General features: G+C 67.1%; 13 protein-coding genes and 1 tRNA gene. 6 read left to right on the top strand and 8 right to left on the bottom strand.

Translation table 11 applies throughout. From position 1 onward, the window contains the following. Positions 1–9 precede the first annotated feature (9 nt). From G6N28_RS03100 to crcB (G6N28_RS03090), 3 genes are read right to left on the bottom strand one after another with little or no spacing between them, the layout of a single operon-like run. Positions 10–1,071: a putative PII-like signaling protein gene (locus G6N28_RS03100; protein WP_179962160.1), complete on the bottom strand. Its 1,062-nt coding sequence runs from the start codon at positions 1,069–1,071 to the stop codon at positions 10–12. Beyond that, a complete protein-coding gene (crcB, locus tag G6N28_RS03095; RefSeq protein ID WP_163896991.1) occupies positions 1,068–1,436 on the bottom strand; it encodes a fluoride efflux transporter CrcB in 369 nt (122 codons plus the stop codon). Before crcB (G6N28_RS03095) ends, G6N28_RS03100 begins: the two co-directional genes overlap by 4 nt. Further along, positions 1,433–1,831, bottom strand: a complete 399-nt coding sequence (crcB, locus tag G6N28_RS03090; RefSeq protein ID WP_163896990.1) for a fluoride efflux transporter CrcB — start codon at positions 1,829–1,831, stop codon at positions 1,433–1,435. Before crcB (G6N28_RS03090) ends, crcB (G6N28_RS03095) begins: the two co-directional genes overlap by 4 nt. Positions 1,832–1,891: 60 nt before the next feature. On the opposite strand from crcB (G6N28_RS03090), the gene pgm reads away from it, so the two are divergent. From pgm to G6N28_RS03075, 3 genes are all read left to right on the top strand, one after another. Further along, positions 1,892–3,526, top strand: a complete 1,635-nt coding sequence (pgm, locus tag G6N28_RS03085) for a phosphoglucomutase (alpha-D-glucose-1,6-bisphosphate-dependent) (protein WP_163896989.1) — start codon at positions 1,892–1,894, stop codon at positions 3,524–3,526. Positions 3,527–3,536: 10 nt separating this feature from the next. Next, entirely contained in the window at positions 3,537–4,790 is a 1,254-nt protein-coding gene (locus tag G6N28_RS03080; protein WP_163896988.1) for an MFS transporter, read from the top strand. 54 nt (positions 4,791–4,844) lie between these two features. Further along, a tRNA-Ala gene (locus tag G6N28_RS03075) sits at positions 4,845–4,917 on the top strand. 122 nt (positions 4,918–5,039) lie between these two features. On the opposite strand, the gene G6N28_RS03070 is transcribed toward G6N28_RS03075, so the two are convergent. Then, on the bottom strand, positions 5,040–6,536 hold the full coding sequence (locus tag G6N28_RS03070; protein ID WP_163896987.1) for an HNH endonuclease signature motif containing protein: 1,497 nt from the start codon (positions 6,534–6,536) through the stop codon (positions 5,040–5,042). A gap of 833 nt (positions 6,537–7,369) precedes the next feature. On the opposite strand from G6N28_RS03070, the gene G6N28_RS03065 reads away from it, so the two are divergent. After that, a complete protein-coding gene (locus G6N28_RS03065) occupies positions 7,370–9,547 on the top strand; it encodes an acyltransferase family protein (protein WP_163896986.1) in 2,178 nt (725 codons plus the stop codon). A gap of 40 nt (positions 9,548–9,587) precedes the next feature. Here G6N28_RS03065 and G6N28_RS03060 read toward each other — a convergent pair whose 3' ends face one another. Together G6N28_RS03060 and rnhA are read right to left on the bottom strand one after the other, a co-directional pair. After that, entirely contained in the window at positions 9,588–10,571 is a 984-nt protein-coding gene (locus G6N28_RS03060; RefSeq protein WP_163905772.1) for a glycoside hydrolase family 6 protein, read from the bottom strand. Positions 10,572–10,592: 21 nt separating this feature from the next. Then, positions 10,593–11,081 carry a ribonuclease HI gene (gene rnhA, locus G6N28_RS03055; RefSeq protein ID WP_163896985.1) on the bottom strand — a complete coding sequence of 163 codons (489 nt, stop codon included), beginning with the start codon at positions 11,079–11,081 and terminating at the stop codon, positions 10,593–10,595. Between the two features lie 67 nt (positions 11,082–11,148). Between rnhA and G6N28_RS03050 the strand changes: the two genes are divergently transcribed. Continuing rightward, positions 11,149–11,418, top strand: coding sequence for a YdeI/OmpD-associated family protein (locus G6N28_RS03050; RefSeq protein WP_163896984.1), 270 nt, complete (start codon positions 11,149–11,151; stop codon positions 11,416–11,418). Here G6N28_RS03050 and G6N28_RS03045 read toward each other — a convergent pair. Then, on the bottom strand, positions 11,415–12,632 hold the full coding sequence (locus G6N28_RS03045) for an NAD(P)/FAD-dependent oxidoreductase (protein WP_163896983.1): 1,218 nt from the start codon (positions 12,630–12,632) through the stop codon (positions 11,415–11,417). The genes G6N28_RS03050 and G6N28_RS03045 overlap by 4 nt on opposite strands. 384 nt (positions 12,633–13,016) lie before the next feature. On the opposite strand from G6N28_RS03045, the gene G6N28_RS03040 reads away from it, so the two are divergent. After that, the gene (locus G6N28_RS03040) at positions 13,017–14,405 is read left to right on the top strand and encodes a hypothetical protein (protein WP_163896982.1); all 1,389 of its coding nucleotides are present in this window, start codon (positions 13,017–13,019) and stop codon (positions 14,403–14,405) included. Positions 14,406–14,437: 32 nt separating this feature from the next. On the opposite strand, the gene G6N28_RS03035 is transcribed toward G6N28_RS03040, so the two are convergent. Then, positions 14,438–15,358 (bottom strand): NAD(P)H-dependent flavin oxidoreductase, encoded by a 921-nt coding sequence (locus tag G6N28_RS03035; RefSeq protein WP_163896981.1) that lies wholly within the window; start codon positions 15,356–15,358, stop codon positions 14,438–14,440. Positions 15,359–15,435: the final 77 nt, after the last annotated feature.

Genomic DNA, 15,435 nt, shown 5'->3' with positions numbered 1-15,435 from the left:
CTCCGAGGGTTAGGGGCCGTGACGGGCCAGCCGCGTCCCCCCGCGCCGCTCGTTGTCCTCGATGGACACCATGGCGGGCACCAATTCGCTGGTGACCAGGCCCTGTGCGGCGGTCACCTCGTCGACGACGTCGAAGCAGGCGGCGATCCGCTCGGGCGTGTCGACGATCACGGTGCTCACCGGGACCCGACGGACAAGCTGAATCAGCCTGTCGCCGTGCGGTTTGTGGTCGCCGTGGAAACCCCAGATACCGCGCAGCGCGGTGGCGCCGCTCACCGCGGCCGACTCGTGCAGGCGGCGCACGAGTGCGCGGTGGATTGGCGCTCCGTCGTACAGCGTGGCCTCCGACGTGCGGATGGTCAGCTTCTGCCACAGCGGCAGTCCGCGGTCATCGGTGGACGGCAGCGCTGTCGGGCGATCCAGTAGCCTGCCGTCGCGTTTGCACAGCTGCGCCCGTTCCACCGTCATCAATGGGTCATCGAGCGCCGTGCGCAACGCCGACATCGCGTCATCGACCTGCGAGGCATCACCGGTAGCGGTGATCATCACCGGAACGTGTCGGTTGCGACCGAAGAACCGGGCTTGCTGACGTCGTCCCCGCCGGGTGCCGTCGACGCCGAGAAACGCTGTGGCGCTGGCAAATCCATGGCGATGGAGGATGTCGCAGGCGGCGCGGTGAGCCGGTTGTCGCGCCGCCCTGTCGTAGCGGCCGACGTACACGGTCAGCGTCACGGTCGCAGCCGTCGTCGCATCGAACCGGTGGGCGGGACGGACGCGCTCGAGGGTGACCAGGCCGTTCGCCGTCATCGCCACCGCCTGCCGTGCGAGGTCCGCCATCTTCTGCGCGGTGTCGACCGCGATGACCACGATGGGCGGATCCTCGGAGAGGGACAGGGAACGGTCGGTGCGCAGCTGGTGGCGCGGACCGAAGCTGGCGATACCGCGTAGCACGACGCTGACCGCGACGGCGGCGTCGGCGTAGAGCTCGGGGAGCGCCTCGGCCAAGAACCGGTTTCCCGCCCGGTGACGTTCACCGAAGTAACAGGTGAGCTTGACCATGTCGTCGGTCACAGGCGCATTCCCAGCCACAGACCACACCCCGCCGCGGCGAGTCCCAGCACCAGGCTGACGCCGATGTTGGCCACCGCGGGCCAGAACTGGCGTTCTTCGCCGAGCCGGTGCGTCTCCAGCATCCACGTGGAAAACGTCGTATACGAGCCGACGAAGGCGGTACCTGCCAGCAGCGCCCAGTAAGGGCTGAGCGCCAGGCCGGCCAGCAAGCCGAGCAGCAGCGCACCGCTGATGTTGACCACCAGCGTGCCGTAGGGAAAGGCCCTGCCGATCCGCATCGACACCGTGCGGTCGACAACGAAACGCAGCACCGCCCCGAGACCGCCGATCAGGGGCACGGCGGCCCACACCGCCGCCGTCGTCATCCGCGCACCCGCACGTGGCGCACCAGGGCGGTGGCGATGTAAAGGGCGAGCAACCCCACCGCGATGCTGGCGGCGAGGTAGCCGGCGGCCAGCGCGTAGTGACGGTGCTCGAGCATCTTGAGGGTCTCGACCTGCATGGTGGAGAACGTGGTCAGGCCACCGCACAGGCCGGTGCCCAGCAGCGGGCGGCGGTAGCTGGAGACCGGTAGCCGTTCGAGAAGTCGAGTGGTGAAGTAGCCCAACAGAAATGCGCCGACGATGTTGGCCACGAACGTCGGCCACGGCCAGCGTCCCGGATCCGGCGCGGCAAGTGTCTCGAGCGCTGCGCGAGCGACGGTGCCCAGCGCTCCGCCCGCGAACACCGCGACGAGTTCGCGGACGTCGTAACCGAACACATCGCAGAGTATGGCGGTACCGCCGAGCGTCCCGTGTCGGTGTCGAGCACAATCGAGTTCATGGCCGCCAATCCACGTGCCGGTCAGCCGGCGCAGCCCGAGGACCTCATCGACGTCGCCGCGGTGGTCACCGCCTACTACACGACCGAGCCCGATCCGGCCGATCCCGACCAACAGGTGGTGTTCGGCACGTCGGGGCACCGAGGGTCGAGCCTGGATGCGTCGTTCAACGAAGCGCACATCCTGGCCACCACGCAGGCCATCGTCGAATACCGCACCGCGCAGGGCACGACCGGTCCGCTGTTCATCGGCCGTGACACCCATGCGCTCTCCGAACCGGCGTGGGAGTCGGCGCTGGAGGTGCTGGTCGCCAACGACGTCGTGACGATGATCGACTCGGCCGACCGCTACACCCCGACGCCCGCGGTCAGCCACGCGATCCTGACCTACAACCGCGGCCGCACCGACGGCCTGGCCGACGGCATCGTCGTCACCCCGTCACACAATCCGCCGCGCGACGGCGGCTTCAAGTACAACCCACCCAACGGCGGGCCCGCCGACACCGACGCCACCGGGGCGATCGCCAAACGCGCCAACGAGTTGCTGGCGGGTGGGCTCAAGGAGGTGCGCGGGATCCCGCTGGCCCAGGCGATGAGCCGGGTCAAGCGTCACGACTACCTCAACGCCTACGTCGAGGACCTGAGCAGCGTCGTCGACCTGCACGCGATCAGCGCGGAGGGAATCCGCATCGGTGCCGACCCGCTCGGCGGGGCCAGCGTCGATTACTGGGGCGCGATCGCCGAGCGGCACAAGCTCGACCTCACGGTGGTGCATCCGTACGTGGATCCGACTTGGGCGTTCATGACGCTGGACACCGACGGCAAGATCCGGATGGACTGCAGCTCACCCAACGCGATGGCGCCGCTGGTGGCCAATCGCGACGTGTATCAGATCGCGACCGGCAACGACCCCGACGCCGACCGGCACGGCATCGTCACGCCCGACGCGGGCCTGCTCAACCCGAACCATTACCTCGCGGTGGCGATCGACTACCTCTACACGCACCGGACCGACTGGCCCACCGCGACCGCGGTGGGCAAGACCGCGGTCAGCTCGTCGATCATCGACCGGGTGGTCGCCGCGCTGGGGCGCAAACTGGTCGAGGTGCCGGTCGGGTTCAAGTGGTTCGTCGACGGACTACTCAACGGCACAATCGGTTTCGGCGGTGAGGAGAGCGCTGGCGCATCGTTCCTGCGGCGCGACGGAACGGTGTGGACCACCGACAAGGACGGCATCATCCTGGCGCTGCTGGCCTCTGAGATCCTCGCGGTCACCGGGTCGACGCCGTCACAGCGCTACACCGCGCTCGCCGAAAAATACGGTGCGCCAACGTATGCCCGCGTCGAGGCGCCCGCGGATCGTGAACAGAAGGCACGGCTGGCGAAGCTGTCGCCTGAGCAGGTGACGGCGACCGAACTGGCCGGTGAACCGATCACCGCGAAGCTGACCGCGGCGCCCGGCAACGGCGCGCCGTTGGGCGGTCTGAAGGTGACCACCGAGAACGCCTGGTTCGCCGCGCGCCCGTCGGGCACCGAGGACGTCTACAAGATCTACGCCGAATCGTTCCGCGGGCCCGAGCACCTGGCAGAAGTGCAGGAGGCCGCCAAGGACGTGGTCAATAAGGTCGTCAAATAAAGTCGTCGGCGTGAGCTTTTCTGCGCCGGGCACGCGCACCAAGGAGCGGCTGCCCGGCGAAGTCTGGGTGCTGATCGCCTCGAACGCCGTCATCGCGGTGGGCTACGGGGTGGTGTCGCCGGTGCTGCCCGAATACGCCCGCCATTTCGGCGTCGGCATCGGCGCGGCGACGTTCGTCATCACGGCCTTCGCGGTGATGCGGCTGTGCTTCGCTCCTGCGGCAGGTCAGCTGGTGCAGAGACTGGGGGAGCGCCGGGTCTATGTCAGCGGGTTGCTGATCGTGGCGACGTCGACCGGGGCATGCGCTTTCGCCCAGACGTACTGGCAGCTGCTGTTGTTCCGCTCGCTCGGCGGGATCGGCTCGACGATGTTCTTCATCTCCGCGCTGGGGCTGATGATCCGGATGAGCCCACCCGACGCCCGCGGACGGGTGGCCGGCATGTTCTCCTCGGCGTTTCTGGTCGGCTCGGTGGGTGGTCCCGTGCTGGGCAGCCTGACCGCCGGGTTCGGGTTGTCCGCCCCGTTCCTGATCTACGGCGCGGCGCTGACGATCGCGGCGGCGGTGGTGTTCATCAGCCTGCGACACTCGTCGCTGGCCGCGCCCGAGGCGGACACCCAGATCAAGGTGACGTTCGGCCAGGCGTTCCACAACGGGGCATACCGCGCCGCGTTGCTGTCGAACTTCGCCACCGGATGGTCGGCGTTCGGGCTGCGCATCGCGCTGGTGCCGCTATTCGTCGTCGAGGTGCTCGACCGCGGCGTCGGCACGGCGGGGCTGGCGCTGGCGACGTTCGCGATCGGCAACGTGCTCGCCGTCATCCCCAGCGGGCATCTGTCGGACCGCGTCGGGCGTCGGATCCTGCTCATCATCGGGCTGACGGCGGCGGGGGCGGCGACGATCGCGGTCGGCTTCAGCGACGACTTGACGGTGTTTCTGATCACGGCGCTCCTGGCCGGTGCGGCGACCGGGATGTTCACCTCGCCGCAGCAGGCCGCCGTGGCCGACGTGATCGGCAACAAGGCGCGCGGCGGCACCGCGCTGGCGGCGTTTCAGATGATGGCCGACCTCGGTTCGATCGTGGGTTCGCTGCTGGTGGGCCTGATCGCGCAGCACCTGTCGTTTCAGTGGTCGTTCGTGATCAGCGGGGCGATCCTGGTGGCCGCGGCGATCGGGTGGCTGTCCGCACCCGAAACCCGGCTGCCCTCGGCGGAACACACACCGGCGCGTCCGCTGGGACCCGAAGCCGCCGGGGAGCTGCCGTGACCGGCCATTTTGAACGGTAACCTGGCAGTGGTGTAACTTCGATGGGCACGTCACGGGGCTATGGCGCAGCTGGTAGCGCACCACACTGGCAGTGTGGGGGTCAGGGGTTCGAGTCCCCTTAGCTCCACTCGTTCGAAAGCCCGGCCGTCGGTTGGCCGGGCTTCGTCGTTTCTTGGCGTCATCGGTGCGGGCGTGTTGATGCCGGCGCCGTCGGGTTATCCGGGGCGCTGCGGTGTTTGGCGTGGGCGGTTAGGCCGCTTGGTCTCCTGGGGGTGCGGGCCCGCCGGGTTCGTCGGCTGGGTCGGTTGATGTCGCGGCGCGCGGTTCGTCTCCGGCGACCTGGTCGCCGCCGGCCGGTTGGTCGTCGGGTCGGTTGTCGGGTCGTAGCAGGCGTTCGGGGCGGTGGTAGTAGTTGATGCGGGCTTGACCGGTGTCGAGGTTTGGTGGTGGGAGCCATTCGACTTCGCCGTGGGTGTTCATGCGGGTGCTCCAGCCGCCGTCGTCGTTGACGCTGCGGTTGTGGGGTCCGCAGGCCAGTCCGAGTTCGTCGACGTTGGTGTTGCCGCCGGCTGCCCAGTCGGCGTGCACGTGGTGTGCTTGGCAGCCGTAGGCGCCGACGGTGCAGCCGGGTTTGGTGCAGCCGCCGTCGCGGGCGATCAGCATGATCCGCTGTGCGGGTGAGGCGGTGCGTCTGGCGCGGAACAAATCCAGCGCGGATCCGGTGGCGTTGTCGAACACGGCCAGGTAGTGGTTGGCGTGGCCGGCCAGGCGGATCACGTCGGTGATCGGCATGACGGTGCCGCCGCCGGTGGTGCCGATCCCGGCGCGAGACTCTAAGTCCTGCAGGGTGGTGCGGATGATGACCGAGACCGGTAGCCCGTTGAGTTGGCCGAGTTCACCGCTCATCAACGCGATGCGTCCGACGGCGATCAGCGCGTCGTGTTGGCGTTGGGCCAGGCTGCGGTGGTCGTTGTCGATCTGGGCTTGGGTGGGTGTGCCTGAGGTGCAGGGTTGGGGATCGTCGGGGTTGCACATGCCCGGTGCGGCGTATTTGGCGAAGATCGCCTCCCACACCGCCCATGCCTCCGGCGTGAGCATCGCGCGCAGTTGCACCATCCCGTCAGGGCCTTGTGGAGACTTCTTAACCCCGCGTTTGCGGGCCCGCTCGACGTCGGTGGGCTCGGGGCCGTCTTGATCCAGCAGAAACAGCCTCAGCTCCGCGGTGTCGGTGAGTTCTTTGGGTCCGACGTTGACCGCGGTGCGCACCAGGTCGACCTCGAACTGATCACGGGTAATCGCATCCACCCAGCCCGGTAGCTTGGCCATCGATTTACGGATGACCTCGAGGTGTTCGGCGTTGATCAACCCGTGGGCTTGCGCGGCGGCGGTGGCGGGCAACACCGGCGCCAGCGCCGGGCCGGTCACCGCCTGGCGCGGCGCCAACAGTTCGGCTTGGGCCAACCGCCGGTTGGCCTCGCTGGTGGAGATCCGGTAGCGCACCCGCAGCACTTCTTTCCACGAGCACGCGCCCATCTCGCCCGGCGTGGTCTCGGTCTGCAGACGCGCCAACAACCGCTGGCTCATCGTGGGCAGCTGACACGACAACGTCTCGATCTCATCGAGAGCGGCCAGCAGATCCGGGCGGGTCAACAACTCCAGATCGCAGGCGGCCACCTGTTCATAGGCGCCACGCAGCTCGGCAATCGCCGCCTGCAACCCGCTCCCCGACATACCTCGAACATACATTCGAACACCGACAAACCGGCCCGGCTCTTCACGCACGGGCGCCAACACGAGGCGCCAACACGGGGCACCAAGAAGCATCCGCGGGCGAGAAGTCTTCGCGCCTGGCGCGCTGCCTGTGTTTAGTACGCGAAGTCAAGCGCCCTGGGTTCCGCATCAACACACCGGAAACCGGCAGCCCGAACGTGCGTTATTCGCACACTTCCTTTAGCCTGCGAACGAACTAATCAGTAAGTCACGAAAGCTCGACCGAGTTTAGTGGGAAGCTGCTACTATTCGGCCGCGCGTAGCCGCTTCGACCAATAGGGATGGCATGGCGAGCCAACAACCGACCGAAACGAAACCATCGGCCTCGGCGAGCACGCAACGGCCTTTGGGCCGACCGCATTTCATCACCACGATACGTGCCCTCGGGCCCGCACCGTCCGTCGTTCGACGAGGTCAGAACCTAAAGAGCTCGCTGGATGTTCTCCACGGTTTCAACCGGGCGGAATACCGCGGACCAGGTGATATTCGAGAGGCACGAGCCGCAATCTGACGCCGGACTTTTCAGGAAATTTGGTGCTAATACTATCGGCAGAAAACAAATTCAAAACTGTTTTTACTGATTTTGCTCACCATTCGGTCGGTGTGCGAGAAATCGCTACATCGTTGCAAGAGCAATTGGTCGATATCAACGTGAAACAGGCGAGTCATTGGCCGGGAATTTTCGAAAGGCTGGCGGCATGACTCTGACCAACGGGCACACTTGGGTGGTCTTCGCGACCTGTGGTTTCGTGCTGGCACCTCGTGGTTTCAAGCGCTCGCCGAATGAATTGGCTCCCGCCACTGAGTAGATGATCTTGCACCAATTAAACAGCACCGAGACAAGGCGAAATCGGCAAGACCGTGCCGACGGTCGGGCCGGCTTCCGGCCCGATATTGAGGGTTTGCGTGCCGTCGCTGTTCTGGCGGTAGTCCTGTTCCATGCAGCGGTGCCCGGGCTGAGGGGTGGGTACGTCGGCGTCGACGTCTTCTTTGTCATCTCGGGGTTTTTGATCACGAGATTGCTTTGGCGCGAAGCGGACGCCACCGGAACCGTGCGGTTGCGAAATTTCTACGCCGCCCGGGCGCGCCGGTTGTTGCCGGCGGCGACCTTGGTGGGTGCCGTCATAATGATCGCTTCGGTTGCTCTGCTTCCACCGCTTCGGGCCCGCGAGGTGGTCATCGACGGCATCGCCAGCGCGCTGTACGTCAGCAATTACACGTTCTTGCTGCAGGGGGTCGACTACTTCGGTGCTGAGCAGTCGCAGTCGCCGTTCTTGCACTATTGGTCGCTGGGTGTTGAGGAGCAGTTCTACTTCGTTTGGGCGCCGTTGATTCTTTGCACCGTATGGGTGATCCGGCGCGTCCGTCGGCGAAACAGAAACGAGGCCGCCTCGAGTCGCCGCCCGTACGTGCTGGCGCTTTCCCTCGTCGCGGTCGCGTCGTTCGCGTTGTCAATGGTGGTGACCCATTTGATGCCGCCTGCAGCCTTCTTCGCGCTGCCAACGCGTGCCTGGCAGCTGGCGCTCGGCGGGCTGGTGGCACTGACCGCCGGACAATGGGGGCGGCTTCCTTCCCTGGCCGCCGCGGTTACCGGCTCAACCGGTCTCGGCATGATCGTGCTGGCCTGTGCGCTCTTGAGCCAATCGACGCCCTATCCGGGAACTGCCGCAATCTTGCCCACGATGGGGGCCGTTTTCGTCATCGGCGCCGGCTGCGCCGCACCGACTGCCGGCTGCGGGCGCCTTCTGGGAACAAGGCCACTGCGTGCCGTCGGGCGCATTTCCTACTCGTGGTACCTGTGGCACTGGCCCGTGCTGGTCCTCGTGCCCGTGATAGTTGGTCACGACTTGGGCCTGGCCGCCAGGCTGGTCGCCGCTGTGTTCTCTGCGGGATTAGCGGTGGCGACCTTCCGTTTTGTCGAGAACCCGTTGCGGTTTTCGCCGAAAATCCGCGAATCCGCTTGGCGCAGTCTCGGTCTGGGTGCAGGCGTCACCGCGGTTGCGGGCTGTGTGGGCGCAGCACTGCTGGTTGGCATGCCCACGCCGGTTGGACGTGGTTCGCCGGCCCAGCCGTTGGCGTTCACCCTCGCACCCGTTCCCGTCGGCGAGAGCGCCGATGCCCACGACAACGCGGTGCGGCAAGCCTTCTCCCTAGTGAACGACGCGGTTGCGGCCTCGGCGCACCTCGAGGCCGTTCCCTCCAACTTGCAGCCCGCGCTCGCCGAGACCACGGCCGAACGTCAGGCCATGCGACTCGACGGTTGCCTGCTTGCGCCCTTCGAGACCGGCCAGCCGGAATGTGTGACGGGTGATCCGACGTCGACCATGACGGTGGCCCTGGTCGGCGACTCGTTCGCCGCGATGTGGAATCCTGCGTTCGAGCAGATCGCCGTTGAGCAGCATTGGCGGCTGCAGACTCTGACCAGGTCGCTTTGTCCGTTGATGCATGTCCGCATCACCAACCCATACCTGCGTCGTGAAGACACCAACTGCGAGCAGTGGCGCAGTCAGATCTTCGACAAGTTGCGCACCGAGCGCCCGCGGTTGATCGTGCTGAGTATGTCGCGGGGATACGACGCGACCACCGGTGTGACTCCATACGATCCGGCGTGGCTTGATGCGCTGACTCGGGTGGTGGCACAACTGCGCAGCACCGGTGCGCAGGTGTTGGTGCTCGGGCCAATCCCCGACCCGCGCACGCATGTCCCGATCTGCCTGTCTGACCATCTCGACGACGCGACGGCCTGCGCGCCGTCGCGGTCGTCCGCGGTGAACGAGCCCGGTGTCGCTGCCGAAGCAGCCGCCACCGAACTCGGCGGCGGACATTACGTCGATCTCACCGACCTGTTCTGCACCGACCATCACTGCCCTGTGATCGTCGGTAACACCCTGGTCTATGTCGACCAAGGGCATCTCACTCCGCAACATTCTCGAGCGCTGGCGCCCGTCATCGGTCAGCTCGTCGCCCGTGCGCTCGCGCAAAACTAGACGCGGCCTATCGCCTCAGTTCAGCCGCGCTGAAACGGTCCTACCAGCCCGCGTTGCGGGCGAGCTCGATCGCGTAATCGTTCACGAATCGACCCGCGGGCGGGTTGCCGCTCCTGCACGCCCCGTCGGATTCACCGGGACGCTTGACCCATAGGTAGGCGTCGACATTCGGGCTCGCGGTCTGCGTCGTCGGCCGCACCCCGAGCGCCCGGCCCTTTGGATTGCACCAGTACAACTCCTCGTCGGTCGGGCCTGCGCCGTTGCGCGACGTGTCGATGACGTAGTGGGCGCCGTTGGTGAGCCCCGAGATCGCATCGCCGTAGCCGATCGACTCCTCGGTGGTGAAGAAGTTTGCGGTGTTGAGGCTGAAGCCGCGCGCCTTGGCCACCCCTGCCTCGTTGAGCCGGCCGGCCATGTCCTCCACGCCCACCCAGCGCGGATGCCCGGCGTCGACGTACACGGCGGTGCCCGGGTTGCGGGTCAGCGTGTCGACCGCGTAGCGGATCAGCTCGAAACGTTCCTGGCGCTGGTCCGGCGACAGACAGTCGGCCATGGCGAGCGCATCGGGTTCGAGGATGACCGCGGCCGGACCCGACCCGATGGCTGCCGCGACGCCGTCGATCCAGCCCCGATACGCGCCGGCGGACCCGAACCCGCCGGCGGCGAAGCTGCCGCAGTCGCGGTTGGGGATTCCGTACAGCGCCAGGACCGGCATGGTGCCCGCCGCTTGCGCGTCGGCGATGTACTTCGCATCCACCGCGGGAGTGGACAGGTGATCCATCCAATACGCGGTCGGTGTGTCGGCGATGGCGTTCAGCTCGGGGCTGGGCGGATCGACGCCGTCGGCGGCGACCCGGGCCTTCGACCGCGGGTTGACATAGAACGGCATGCCGGCCAACGGATTCCCCTCGGCGGCCAGGCGCACCTGCGGGGTGGGATCGGTCGGCACCGGATTCGCGAGCACACCCATGCCGGCGACCGCGGCGACAGTGAGGAAAGGAACGGTCCAGCGAGCGAAGCACATCACCCGGAAGAAAATAGAGCCTCAGCGCGACAAAGCGCCAATCGTCGGCTGCCGCAGCGCTAGCGCTTCCTGCAACCCGCGGGTCGCCAGCGCGTCGGCCAACTCGTTGTCGGCGATCCCCGCGTGCCCCTTGACCCAGAACCATTCGACTTGGTGGCGCGCGCACGCCGCTTGCAGCCGCTGCCAGAGGTCGACGTTCTTCACCGGCTGCTTGGCCGCCGTCATCCAGCCGTTGCGCTGCCAGCCGAGCACCCACTTCGTGATCCCGTTTCGGACATAGGTGCTGTCGGTGTGAAGATGCACCATCACCGGTCTGGTGAGTGCCTCCAACGCCATGATCGGCGCCAGCAGCTCCATGCGGTTGTTGCTGGTCTGCCCGGATTCACCGCCGTACATCTCGCGGACGTGCTGGCGGTGTCGCAGCACCGCCCCCCAGCCCCCGGGCCCCGGGTTCGGCCGGCAGCCGCCGTCGGTGTGGATCACCACCAGGTCCTCAATGGGCTCGACCATGCGCCGAGAATAGGCACCCCGCTGAGCAATCGGGTCCGCGACACACGGCTGGATTATCGTGGCCGGCGTGGGAAGTCAGCGAGTACCCGGCGGGGTGGTCCACAAGTTGCCCGCGGATCTGCGGGCGGCGTTGGTCGCCAACGACACGGCGCTCGCCGCGTGGCAGGACATCACGCCGCTGGCGCGCAACGAGTTCATCTGCTGGGTCGAAGACGCCAAACAAGCGGCCACTCGCGAGCGGCGCATCCGCCGCACTCAGGAGGAACTGGAAGAGGGCATGCGTCGGCCGTGCTGCTGGCCGGGTTGTAAACACCGGGAGCGCAACGGCAAGCCCTAGTGCCCGTATGCGGGCGCGGACTGCAGCTGCGCGGCCGCCGCCGCAAGCAGGGCCACACGATCTCCGGTGAGCGGGGGATAGATGCGCCGGCGATTGATCGTCATCTTGGTCGCCTTGGCGTCCGCGCCGGTGCTGACCACTCGGCGGTCCCAGCCCTCGGTATAGACCGCCCCGGCGGGGCCGAGGTCGAGAACCGTGACGTACCAAGGGATTCGCAGCGGCAGGAGGGGAGCGCCCAGCAGGTCGCCGATCACGTTGTAACCCGCGTAGCGGCCCATCGGACGGCCGTGCTGACACGACATCACCGACAGGTGTTCGTCGTCCATCCGGGCCGCCGCCACGTCACCGGCGGCGAACACCCCCGCGACGCCCTCGACGCGGAGATAGTCGTCAACAGGTACCCGGCCCAACCTGTCGCAGGGCACTCCGAGTTGTGCGGCCAGCGGGCTCGCGCGCATCCCGGCGCACCACACCACGGTGCCCGCCGGCACGACTTCGCCCGTCGACAGCGTCACACCGTGCCTGTCGACGGCGCTGACGCCGACGCCGGTGACGGTCTCGATGTTGTTGCGCGCCAAGGCATCCTCGATGACCGGACGAGCCGATTCGCCCATGTCCGAGCCGACATGGGGGTTGCGGTCGACGACGATGACCCGCGGTGTGACGTCCGGACCGAACGCCTCGGACAGCATCGACGGCAACTCGCTGGCGACCTCGATGCCGGTGAGGCCGGCACCGACGACCACCGCCGTCGCCGCTGCCGGATCAGGACCGCGCCGGGCCAGGTCCCGGATGTGGGTGTGAAGTTTCGTCGCGCCGTCGTAGGTGTCGACGTCGTAGCCGCATTGGGCCAGGCCCGGCAGGTCCGGTTTGGCCACCGCACTGCCCAGCGCGACCACGAGCCGGTCGTAATCAAGCGTCGTCCCGTCTGCGAGGCGCACCGTCGCAGCCGACGCGTCGATTCCGGTCACCTTCGCCGTGATGTGGCCGACGCCGGCGGGTTCGAGCAGCTTCTGCAGCGGGAGCCGGCAGGGGCTCAGATCGGCTTCATAGTTGCGTACCCGGATGTCGTGGAACGGTTGGGCGCTGATGACGGTGACGTCGACGGCACCCTGGGGCACCTCGAGTTCATCGAGCCGCCGCGCGGCTCCCAAGGCCGCCCACAGGCCGGCGAACCCGGCTCCCAGAACGACGACCCGTTGCGTGCGCGGCACAACCACATCGTCACTCTGGGCCGACCCGCAAACAAGTAGGCGTTGACGATTGCGTCGGTCGACAACAGCACACCCGGGGCGTCGGCAACGCCGGACACCGCCTTTTCGTTCGCCAGTTCGTTGTGGAAACGGGCAAAGGAGCGCCAGATTGCCACGACATTCCGGCAAACGGTGATCTGGAGAAAGTGCGGTGTAGTAGCCAAATTGCGAAATCGATCAGCAACCGGTAGGGGCTGGTCGGTGACCACCGCGTGGCGCTGAATTCGCAGCGGATTGGTGCAGTTGGCCGCCACATTGTGCGACAATGGCCCCCGACTATTCTCGGGCGGGGCTTGCTGGACGGAGGCGATCATCCCTACGTCAGTTTTGCGCATCTCAGCGGGCGTGTGCACGCTCGTCGTTGGCCTGTTCATCGGGAGTGCCGGCGCGGTCGCCGTGGCGGACTCCGAGACAGGCGGTTCATCCACGCCGAGCCAGGGCACCACGGGCACCAACGACGGTCAGCAGTCGCCGAACAAGCTGACCGCCGGTTTCGGCGTCGCGTCGAAGGTCACCACGGCCATCACCACAGGCGTGGTCAAGGTGGGCAGCGCGCCGATCGCTGAGGACGACGCGGCCGCCATCGACACGTCCGAAGACGTAGACGGGCTTGACTCTTCGCTGACCGACCTCGCTGAGGGTGGCGAGGACGATGCCGTCGCCGTCGCCTCGGACGTGGACGAGACCGAGACGACCTCCGAGGCCCCGGGGGCTTCGGAGGTGTCGGAGGTGACGCCCCTGCCGGCGGCCGATTTGAATGTCACCACCCCCGAGACCACCACGACAGCGGCCGCCTCGACGACACCGGCGTCCGCGTCGCCCGAAGCGGCCACGCCGACATCTGCGACGCCGAAGCCCGGTTGGCGCTCCGGTCTGGACGGGTTCCTCACAGACGTCACGCCTCCGCAGGGCGGGCCGTACACGTACTCGACCTACCGCTCGGAACAATTCTTCAAGGCGATCGAGCCGATCACCAATGCGTTCACCACAGTGGTGCAGGTGATGGGCACCGTGCCCCACACTCTGGCGGCGCTGCCGACTTCGAAGACCCCGATAAGAGACGTCATCACGTCGGTGCAGTACATGCTGACCACCGTCGCTGACGCCATCGTCCCGATCGTGTACGTGCCTCGGAACCTGTACGCCTTGATGGTCACCGTGCCGCCGGTCGAGCTACCTGTGTTCGCCGGACCCATCACGTCTGAGCGTCCGACCCCGGTGCCCGCCCCCGAGAGCCCGTTGTTCGGCCCGCAGGCGTCTTTGTTGCCCTACTCGGCGCCCGCCGATGCGCCGCTGTTCGGCACCATGACCCCGCGTGCCGCGCTTGGCACCGCCGTCAGCAGCGGGTTGAACATGCCGCTCTCGGTCGCCGGGACGGTGCCGGCGGCGCCCGAGACGGTCACGTCGTCTGATGCGAAGTCGTTCCTGGATCACGTTGTCAGCGCGGTCCTGGTGCCCGCGTCGTTGACGGCGCTGGCCGCGTTGGCGCTGCCGGGTGTCGCCGGTCTGTTGATCATCGTCGCCGCGGGCATCCGGTTGGGTTACCGCCAGGCCAAGGCGGCGTTCGTGATGCGGGCAAGCGGCATCGCACGCTTCGCCGGTTCAGGGCCGGTGGGTGTGGTCCGCTCGGGCTCGTTCATCACATTGCGCCAGCGTGCCCGGGGTCCGCGGACCAAGCGCGCGGTCTGCCCCCAGTCGGCGGGTGTCGTGCGCATACTGGAGGAAGTCGCCTAGCCGTTCGGACGCGTGGGTGCCTGTCGGCGCCGTCACATGCCCGTCCGGGATCGTGCCGCAGCCAAGGCGGTTTCGATCTCCTTCCATGTCCGCTGCACGATCTCGGAAACCGGGAGAAGTTCGCCTATGCGCGACGACACCTGCCCGGTGTTGGCGACGCTGGCTTCCATGTCGCCGTCGAAGTAAAGCTGTGTGACCTTGCCGAGGAGTTCGGCATCGGGAGCGCCGGTGGACACCCGCGCGGCCAAACCCGTGCGAAGGACCCGCATCGTCGGATTTCCCGGAACGGCGAGAAGCACGGTGCCCGAGTCGTTGGCCTCGACGATCGCGTTCTTGAAGTTGGTGTGCACCCGCGACTCGACGCTGGCCAGCATTCGCGTGCCCATCTGAACCCCCTCGGCGCCCAATACCAAAGCGGCCGCGGCGGACCGGGCGTCACACATGCCGCCCGCCGCGATGATCGGCAACTCGACATGGTCGGCGATCAGCGGCAGCAGCACCACCGTCGACGCGCCCAGCATCGACTTGAACCCGCCGCCCTCCACACCCTCGACCACCAATGCGTCCACGCCGGCGTCGACGGCCTTCAGCGCACCTTTCAGCGACCCCACCACGTGCACGACCGTCATACCGGCGTCGTGCAGCCGCGCGGTGAACAAACCCGGATCACCCGCGGAGGTGAAGACGTGCCGCACTCCGGCCGCGGCCAGCGTGTCGACGATGGCCGGATCGGTTTTCCAGCCTTGGATCATCAGGTTCGCCGCGACCGGTTTGTCGGTGAGGTCACGCACGCGCACCAGGTCTGCGCGACCCTCGGGGGTGAGTGTTTCGATCATGCCGAGCCCGCCGGCGTCGGAGACGGCGGCGGCAAGTTCGGCGCGGGCGATGTAGGTCATCGGCGCCTGAACGACGGGATAGTCGACCCCGAGCAGGGTCTGGATGCGGTTGGCCACGAGATCATTGTGTCCGGCCGGGAAAATGTGTCGGCCAATCACTGGCGTTTTTAACATTGACTGCTCTATCATTTTGC

The sequence above is a fragment of the Mycolicibacterium pulveris genome (assembly GCF_010725725.1).
Classification (GTDB): domain Bacteria; phylum Actinomycetota; class Actinomycetes; order Mycobacteriales; family Mycobacteriaceae; genus Mycobacterium; species Mycobacterium pulveris.
This window is presented reverse-complemented; position numbering and strand designations above follow the sequence as displayed.

What these genes read in the sequence shown, in the direction of transcription:
- crcB (WP_163896991.1), bottom strand. Translation starts at nt 1,436, where the DNA reads ATGACGACGGCGGCGGTGTGGGCCGCCGTGCCCCTGATCGGCGGTCTC.
- pgm (WP_163896989.1), top strand. Translation starts at nt 1,892, where the DNA reads ATGGCCGCCAATCCACGTGCCGGTCAGCCGGCGCAGCCCGAGGACCTC.
- G6N28_RS03070 (WP_163896987.1), bottom strand. Translation starts at nt 6,536, where the DNA reads ATGTATGTTCGAGGTATGTCGGGGAGCGGGTTGCAGGCGGCGATTGCC.
- G6N28_RS03065 (WP_163896986.1), top strand. Translation starts at nt 7,370, where the DNA reads ATGATCTTGCACCAATTAAACAGCACCGAGACAAGGCGAAATCGGCAA.
- G6N28_RS03060 (WP_163905772.1), bottom strand. Translation starts at nt 10,571, where the DNA reads ATGTGCTTCGCTCGCTGGACCGTTCCTTTCCTCACTGTCGCCGCGGTC.
- rnhA (WP_163896985.1), bottom strand. Translation starts at nt 11,081, where the DNA reads ATGGTCGAGCCCATTGAGGACCTGGTGGTGATCCACACCGACGGCGGC.